This window comes from Streptomyces sp. NRRL S-495, assembly GCF_000966955.1.
GTDB classification, from domain to species: domain Bacteria; phylum Actinomycetota; class Actinomycetes; order Streptomycetales; family Streptomycetaceae; genus Kitasatospora; species Kitasatospora purpeofusca.
The window spans coordinates 23,270-29,294 of sequence record NZ_JZWY01000254.1 but is presented as its reverse complement, the minus strand read 5'-3'; the positions used below and the strand labels follow the sequence as shown (position 1 = coordinate 29,294).

Genomic DNA, 6,025 nt, shown 5'->3' with positions numbered 1-6,025 from the left:
CCCCCGCCGGGACGGTCCGGGTCGCGGGCGCCCACCGGGACAGTCCCGGTCGCGGGCGCCCGCCGGAACCGTCCGGGTCAGCCCAGCTGTTCGCCGTAGACGTGGTCCACGGCGAGCACCATCAGGACCCTCCGGTCGGCGACCATCGCGGCCCGGTACTCGTCCCAGTCCGGGTGCTCGCCGGCCGCCCGGCGGTAGTAGTCGACCAGGGCCTCCACCTCGAGGCCCTTCGGGTCGGTGCCCGGCCCGATCAGGGTGACGGTGCCCTCGGCGGTGGCCCAGGCCCGGCCGTCGGCCCGGGTGACCTCCAGGGCGGCGCGCGGGTCGCGACGCAGATTGGCCGTCTTGGCCCGGCCCTCGGTGATCGAGACGTACAGCCGCTCGGCGGTGCGGTCGTAGAACGGCATGACCGGCGACAGCTGGGGCCGCCCGTCGGACTTGATCGTGGCCAGCACACCGAGGCGGGCGGCGTCGAGCAGGGCGCGGGGATCGAAGGTCGTCATGGGGGCCATCATCGACCTTCACACCGGTGTGAAGGTCAAGCGACGCACGCGGATCGGTGTTTCACGCGCGGATCAGCGTTCCAGGTGGGCCAGCACGGCGAGGACCCGGCGGTTGTCGTCGGCCGAGGGCTCGATCCGCAGCTTGGCGAAGATGCTCGCGGTGTGCTTGGCCACGGCGCTCTCGCTGATGTGCAGGGTACGCGTGATCGCCGCGTTGGAGCGGCCCTCCGCCATCAGCCGCAGCACCTCGTGCTCGCGCGGCGTCAGCTCGGCGGTGCTGCCCCGGGCGTCGCCGCGCGCCAGCAGCTTCGCGATCACCTGCGGGTCCATCACCGTGCCGCCGCCCGCGACCGTCCGCACCGCGTCCACGAACTGCTCGGTGCGGGTGACCCGGTCCTTGAGCAGATAGCCGATCGCGCCCCGGCCGTCGGCCAGCAGCTCCCGCGCGTACAGCCGGTCCACGTACTGGGAGAGGACCAGCACCGGCAGGCCCGGGCGGGAGCGGCGCGCCTCCAGCGCGGCCCGCAGCCCCTCGTCGGTGAAGGACGGCGGCAGCCGGACGTCCACCACCGCGACGTCCGGCTCCTGCTCGTGCAGCGCGCGCCGCAGGTCGGGGCCGTTGTCCACGGCCGCGGCCACCTCGAAGCCGTGCTCCCGCAGCGTCCGGATCAGCCCGTCCCGGAGCAGGAAGAGGTCTTCGGCGAGGACGACGCGCACGGTATCTCCAGGGTCACGGTGGTCGGGCCGCCCGGCGGGCTGTGCAGGGCGAGGGTTCCGTCGACGGTACTCAGCCGGCGCGCCACCCCGCGCAGTCCGCCGCCCCGGCCGGGGTCCGCGCCGCCGCGGCCGTCGTCCGCGACGAGGGCGGTCAGGGTCCCGCCCGCGTGCGCCAGCCGGATCGTCACCTCCCGGCCGCCGCCGTGCTTGGCCGCGTTGGCGAGCAGCTCGGCGACCGCGAAGTAGGCCGCCGCCTCGACCGGCGCCGGGAAGCGCCCCGGCAGTTCGACGGTCACGTGCACGTCCAGGAAGCTGTCCAGCGCGAGGGACCGGACGGCGTCGCCGAGGCCGCGGTCGGTGAGGATCGGCGGGTGGATGCCGTGCACGAGGTCCCGGAGGTCCTGGAGGGCCCGCGCCGAGCTCGCCCGCACCTCCCGCAGCAGGTCGCGGGCGGCGGCCGGGTCGGAGTCCAGCAGCCGGGTCGCCGCGTCCAGGGTCATGCCGAGGGCGACCAGCCGGGCCTGGGCGCCGTCGTGCAGATCGCGTTCGATCCGCCGCAGTTCGGCCGCCTGCGCGTCCAGGGCCTCGGCCCGGGTGCCGGTGAGGTGCTCGACCCGGCGCAGCAGCTCGGTGGTGTACGGCGCGGCGAGGACTCTTCGGGTCCACCGGGCGTGCAGCCCGAGCACCGCGGGCGCCAGTCGCAGCCCGGCGGCGACGAACAGCAGGCCGAGCACGGCGGCGGCCAGCATCGAGGGGGTCGAGTCGACGAGCACGAAGGCGTACCAGTTGTCGGGCCCGAGCAGGCGCCACAGGAAGGGCTGGACCAGCGCGCCGAACAGTCCGAAGCCGGCCAGCGTCGGTGGGAGGGCGACCAGCAGCCCGCCCACCCACGGCTCCAGCCAGGACCAGCGGACGTCCTGCCAGAAGCCCTCGTCCGCGAGGATCCGGCCCGCCCGCTGTCGGCCCTCCCCCTCCGGCAGCGGGTCGGGCGGGCTGATCCGGGTGCCCGTCCAGCGGGTCGTCCAAGAGCGGTAGCGGTCGGACAGCTGGCGCAGGCGCGTGGCCGCGCCCGGCAGCAGCGACCGGCCGACGCCGACCGGGAGCAGCAGCAGCGCGCCCACCACCAGGGCGCCGAGCGCGGTCACGGCGAAGGCGGCGAGGGAGAGCAACTGGCAGCGGAGCAGCGCCCGCAGCGTGCCGTCCACTCCCCCGCCCGCCCGTCGTTCCGTCACCTCAGCGCGCCCCGTGCGGCGCCGCCGGGATCCTACCCGGCGCCGTCCGCCCACGGGTGCCCGGCCGCGCCTCCCGCCGGGCCCGCAGCACCCACGGCACGGCCGCCAGCAGGCAGGCGCCGCCGAACAGCAGCATCGGCAGCACCGTGCCGTCCTCCTCGTCCATCGTCAGCAGCATCCCGAGATTCACCAGGGTGTGGAAGCCGCCCGCGAGCAGCAGCCGGTGGGCCCGCACCCCCTCCAGGCCGAGCCCGAGCACGACCGACAGTGCGACCGTGCCCAGCAGGAACCCGGCCGCGTACGCGGGGCGCTGGGCGAACACCTGGACGTGCCAGCCGCCCCAGAGCAGCCCCACCGCGACCGGGGCGGCGAGCGGCCCGAACCGGGTGCGCAGCAGCGGCTGCAGGAGGCACCGCCAGCCGATCTCCTCGCCGCAGGCGCCGATCAGCTGGGCGAGCACGATCAGCGCGAACGGGTGGGCCAGCGAGCGGGGATCGGTCAGCCGGGCGTCGCCGTCGAGCAGCGCGTAGGCGCCGGCGGCGAGGGCGATGATCAGCGGCGCGGTGAGCAGCAGCCACAGCCGGGCACTGCCCGCCCGGGCGGTGTCGCGCTCCGAGCGGACGGTGCCGGCGAGCCGGGCGCGGATCCGGTCCGGCCACAGCAGGGCGACCGCCAACACCCCTGCGGCGGGCCCGAACTGGGTCAGCTGCACCACCTCGGTCGGGACGCCGGTGGCCGGCTGGACGGCGCCCAGCGCCCCGGCCCCGAGGAGGGCGACGGCGAGGAACACCCCCGCCTCGGCCTTCCACGGCACCCTCCGGTCCTGCCCCGCCGTGCCCGTGCCCGTCACCCGGTCCTGTCCGGTCCTCATGCCGTGCGCCTCCGGTCCGCTCGTTCGCGTGGTTCCGTCGACGACGACTCTTCCGGGACGCGGACGGCCGGACATTGCGTCCAACTGCCCGGCGGGGGTGTATCCAGGTACACCCCCGCCCGGTCAGGACTGCTGCTGTTGCCCCGGTGATGTCGGTGAGCGTCCAGTGGGAGAACATCCCGGACGTCTCCGATCAGGACGGGGAAACCTCGTTGCGGATGAACCGTGAGGGCGGGTAGCGTCCTGCGACTTGTCGCTTCGAGCGCATTCGATCCCGGTTCATGGAGAAGATTTGTCGATTCGCATCACTACGCTGACCGATCCCGATCACGGCCCCCACAGTCGACGGCTGGTGTGGCTGGCGGCGGACGGGGAGGGGAATCCGGTCGGGACGGCCTCGCTGCGGCTGTTCACCGACCCGGGGCAGGCGCACCTGGCCGAACTGGCCGTGCGGGTGCACCCCGCGGAGCGGCGCCGGGGGGTCGGGGCCCGGCTGGTGGACGCCGCGGTGGCGGCGGCCCGCGCCGACGGGCGGCGGGCCGTGGTGGTGGCGGTCGACGACGGGACGCCGGGCGAGGGGTTCCTCGCGGCGCAGGGGTTCCGGAAGGCACTGACGCTTCGTCACGCCAGGCTCGACCTGACCGGGTCGGCCGAGGCGGGGACGTTCGGGGGAACGGAGCACCCCTACCGGCTGGTGGCCTGGGACGGCACCGTCCCCGACGAGCTCGCCGCCGCGTACGCCGCCGCCCGCCGCGCGATGGACGACATGCCGATGGGTGAGGTCGACCACGGCACGGTGAGCTGGGACGTCGACCGGCTCCGGGCGGTGGCCCGGGCGGTCGAGGAACGCGGCGAGCACCTGCACACGGTGGCGGCGGTGGCCGCGTCCGACGGCTCGATGGTCGGCTTCACCGAGCTGGTGGTCCCGGCCGACGGCACCGGCGACGGCCAGCACTACGGCACCGCCGTCCTGCCCGCCCACCGCGGGCACGGCCTCGCCCGGCGGATGAAGGCCGAGGCGATCGCCCTGACCCGCCGCCGGCACCCCGCGCTCGGTGGCCTGCTGACCGACACCGCCGAGGACAACACCGCGATGCGGAGGGTCAACGAGGCCCTCGGGTACCGGCCGACGCACGAGAGCCACCAGTACCAGCGGGTGCTGTAGCAGGCCCGTCGGGACGGAGCGGGCCGTCAGAGGTCGAGGAGCTCGACGGTGACGGCGGTGGTGTCACCGGCGTCGAGGTCCTCGGCCTTGCGGACGGCGCGCTTGACGGGGAGGACGTAGGCACCGTCGGCGACCGGGAAGATCGAGGTCTGCCAGCTGCTGGCGCCGATCGTGACCCGCACCCGCAGCGAACCGAACCCGCGCCGCGGCCCGGCGGCGGTCAGGTCGTGGATCTCCTCGGAGGCGTCGACGGGCAGCCTGACGAAGGTCCAGCTGTCGGAGCGCCGGGCTTCCCAGATCCAGAGCTCGGCCTGGAATTCGAACTTCATGGGTCCAGCCTCCCACGCCTCACACGCCTCACATCGGCAACGAATGCAACTGGAGGGCCCCTCCGGGCCACTGGGCACCGTCGTGCAGCGGGAACCACATCGTGCGCAGCGGCATCGTCGCCGGGCCGGTGGGCTGTTCGACCTCGACCGGGCCCGCCAGTGGCTGCCAGCCGAGGCGGGCGTAGAGCTCGGCCTTGTCCGGGCGGCAGAACAGGACGGCGAAGCGCGGCCCGAGGGTGCGGGCGTGGGCGAGGGCGCCGTCCACCACCGTCCGGGCGAGACCGTGCCCGCGCCGGTCGGCGGCGACGGCCACGCCGCCGAGCCCGATGATTTCGGTCGGGGTCCCGTCGATCGACACCGGCAGGACCACCAGCCCGGCGTGCGCGACGAGCCGGCCGTCCGGCTCGGTGCGGATGCCGAAGTGGATGTCCTTGGGTCGCCAGACCATCCCGTGCTCGGCGACCTGGAAGGGGTCCGCGCCGTCGCCGAGGATCTCGGTGTGGCTGTACTCCTCCAGCGGGACGACCGTGCTGAATATGCTGATCTGATCATCACTCATTCCCGCATCATGCCAAGGTCCGCCCGCGGCGGGGCCGGCGGTCCCGAGGAGGACGCGTGAACACTCTCCCGAACGGGCCCGGGCCGGACGGGACCCGGCCGGACGGCACCGGACCGGCGCACCTGCCGGGACCGCTGGTGCGGGTCGACGGGCGGTGGCTGCTGGGCGACCATCGGGACCGGGCGCACCTGGAGTTCGCTCCCGGGGGCATCGTCCCGCACGCGGACGGGCAGGCGGGTGAGGTCGTGCCGTGGGCCCGCTTCATGACCCTCGGTCTCTCCGTCACGACCCACCGGTGGATGGGGTCCCGGCGGACGGCCCTGCTGTCGCTCGGCCAGATGGCCCCGCTCGGGCTGACCGGTCCGCACCTGGCGGCGACGGTCCGGCACCCGTACACGTACTGGACCGGCCGGTTCAGCCATCACCGGGGCGTGCAGTACGCGCCGCGCGGGCTGGTGGCCCTGGGCGTGCTGCTCGGCGTCACCGTGGACGCCGGGGAGGCCGCTCTGCTCGGCGACCGCGCGTGGATGGACGAGGCCGCCCCGGCGGTCCTCCCACTGCGCCGGGAGGACGAGGCCCGGGCGGCCGTCACCAAGCTGGTGGCGGGCGCCCGGGCCACCCGGGGGCTGTGCGGACCGTGACCGCGTGG

The 6,025-nt window shown here is 75.0% G+C and carries 8 protein-coding genes; 2 read left to right on the top strand and 6 right to left on the bottom strand.

What is annotated here, in order from left to right; genetic code table 11:
• Positions 1-77: 77 nt before the first annotated feature.
• The 4 genes from VR45_RS14765 to VR45_RS14750 form a co-directional block, all read right to left on the bottom strand.
• Positions 78-503: a PPOX class F420-dependent oxidoreductase gene (locus tag VR45_RS14765; RefSeq protein WP_199925947.1), complete on the bottom strand. Its 426-nt coding sequence runs from the start codon at positions 501-503 to the stop codon at positions 78-80.
• Between the two features lie 72 nt (positions 504-575).
• Entirely contained in the window at positions 576-1,220 is a 645-nt protein-coding gene (locus tag VR45_RS14760) for a response regulator transcription factor (protein WP_045940195.1), read from the bottom strand.
• On the bottom strand, positions 1,172-2,452 hold the full coding sequence (locus VR45_RS14755; RefSeq protein ID WP_234325976.1) for a histidine kinase: 1,281 nt from the start codon (positions 2,450-2,452) through the stop codon (positions 1,172-1,174). The genes VR45_RS14760 and VR45_RS14755 overlap by 49 nt, the downstream gene beginning before the upstream one ends.
• Before the next feature lies 1 nt (position 2,453).
• Entirely contained in the window at positions 2,454-3,323 is an 870-nt protein-coding gene (locus VR45_RS14750) for a CPBP family intramembrane glutamic endopeptidase (protein ID WP_078896519.1), read from the bottom strand.
• Between the two features lie 292 nt (positions 3,324-3,615).
• Between VR45_RS14750 and VR45_RS14745 the strand changes: the two genes are divergently transcribed.
• Complete coding sequence (locus tag VR45_RS14745; RefSeq protein ID WP_052709085.1) at positions 3,616-4,488, top strand: GNAT family N-acetyltransferase; 873 nt, start codon at positions 3,616-3,618, stop codon at positions 4,486-4,488.
• 26 nt (positions 4,489-4,514) lie between these two features.
• Here VR45_RS14745 and VR45_RS14740 read toward each other — a convergent pair whose 3' ends face one another.
• Together VR45_RS14740 and VR45_RS14735 are read right to left on the bottom strand one after the other, a co-directional pair.
• The gene (locus tag VR45_RS14740) at positions 4,515-4,817 is read right to left on the bottom strand and encodes a DUF1905 domain-containing protein (RefSeq protein ID WP_045940194.1); all 303 of its coding nucleotides are present in this window, start codon (positions 4,815-4,817) and stop codon (positions 4,515-4,517) included.
• Positions 4,818-4,845: 28 nt separating this feature from the next.
• Positions 4,846-5,376, bottom strand: coding sequence for a GNAT family N-acetyltransferase (locus VR45_RS14735; RefSeq protein ID WP_045940193.1), 531 nt, complete (start codon positions 5,374-5,376; stop codon positions 4,846-4,848).
• A 56-nt stretch (positions 5,377-5,432) separates the two neighbouring features.
• Between VR45_RS14735 and VR45_RS42330 the strand changes: the two genes are divergently transcribed.
• Positions 5,433-6,017, top strand: a complete 585-nt coding sequence (locus VR45_RS42330; protein ID WP_052709084.1) for a hypothetical protein — start codon at positions 5,433-5,435, stop codon at positions 6,015-6,017.
• Positions 6,018-6,025 lie beyond the last annotated feature (8 nt).

Coding starts and splice junctions, on each gene's coding strand:
- VR45_RS14750 (WP_078896519.1), bottom strand. CDS start 3,323: ATGAGGACCGGACAGGACCGGGTGACGGGCACGGGCACGGCGGGGCAG.
- VR45_RS14765 (WP_199925947.1), bottom strand. CDS start 503: ATGACGACCTTCGATCCCCGCGCCCTGCTCGACGCCGCCCGCCTCGGT.
- VR45_RS14740 (WP_045940194.1), bottom strand. CDS start 4,817: ATGAAGTTCGAATTCCAGGCCGAGCTCTGGATCTGGGAAGCCCGGCGC.
- VR45_RS14735 (WP_045940193.1), bottom strand. CDS start 5,376: ATGAGTGATGATCAGATCAGCATATTCAGCACGGTCGTCCCGCTGGAG.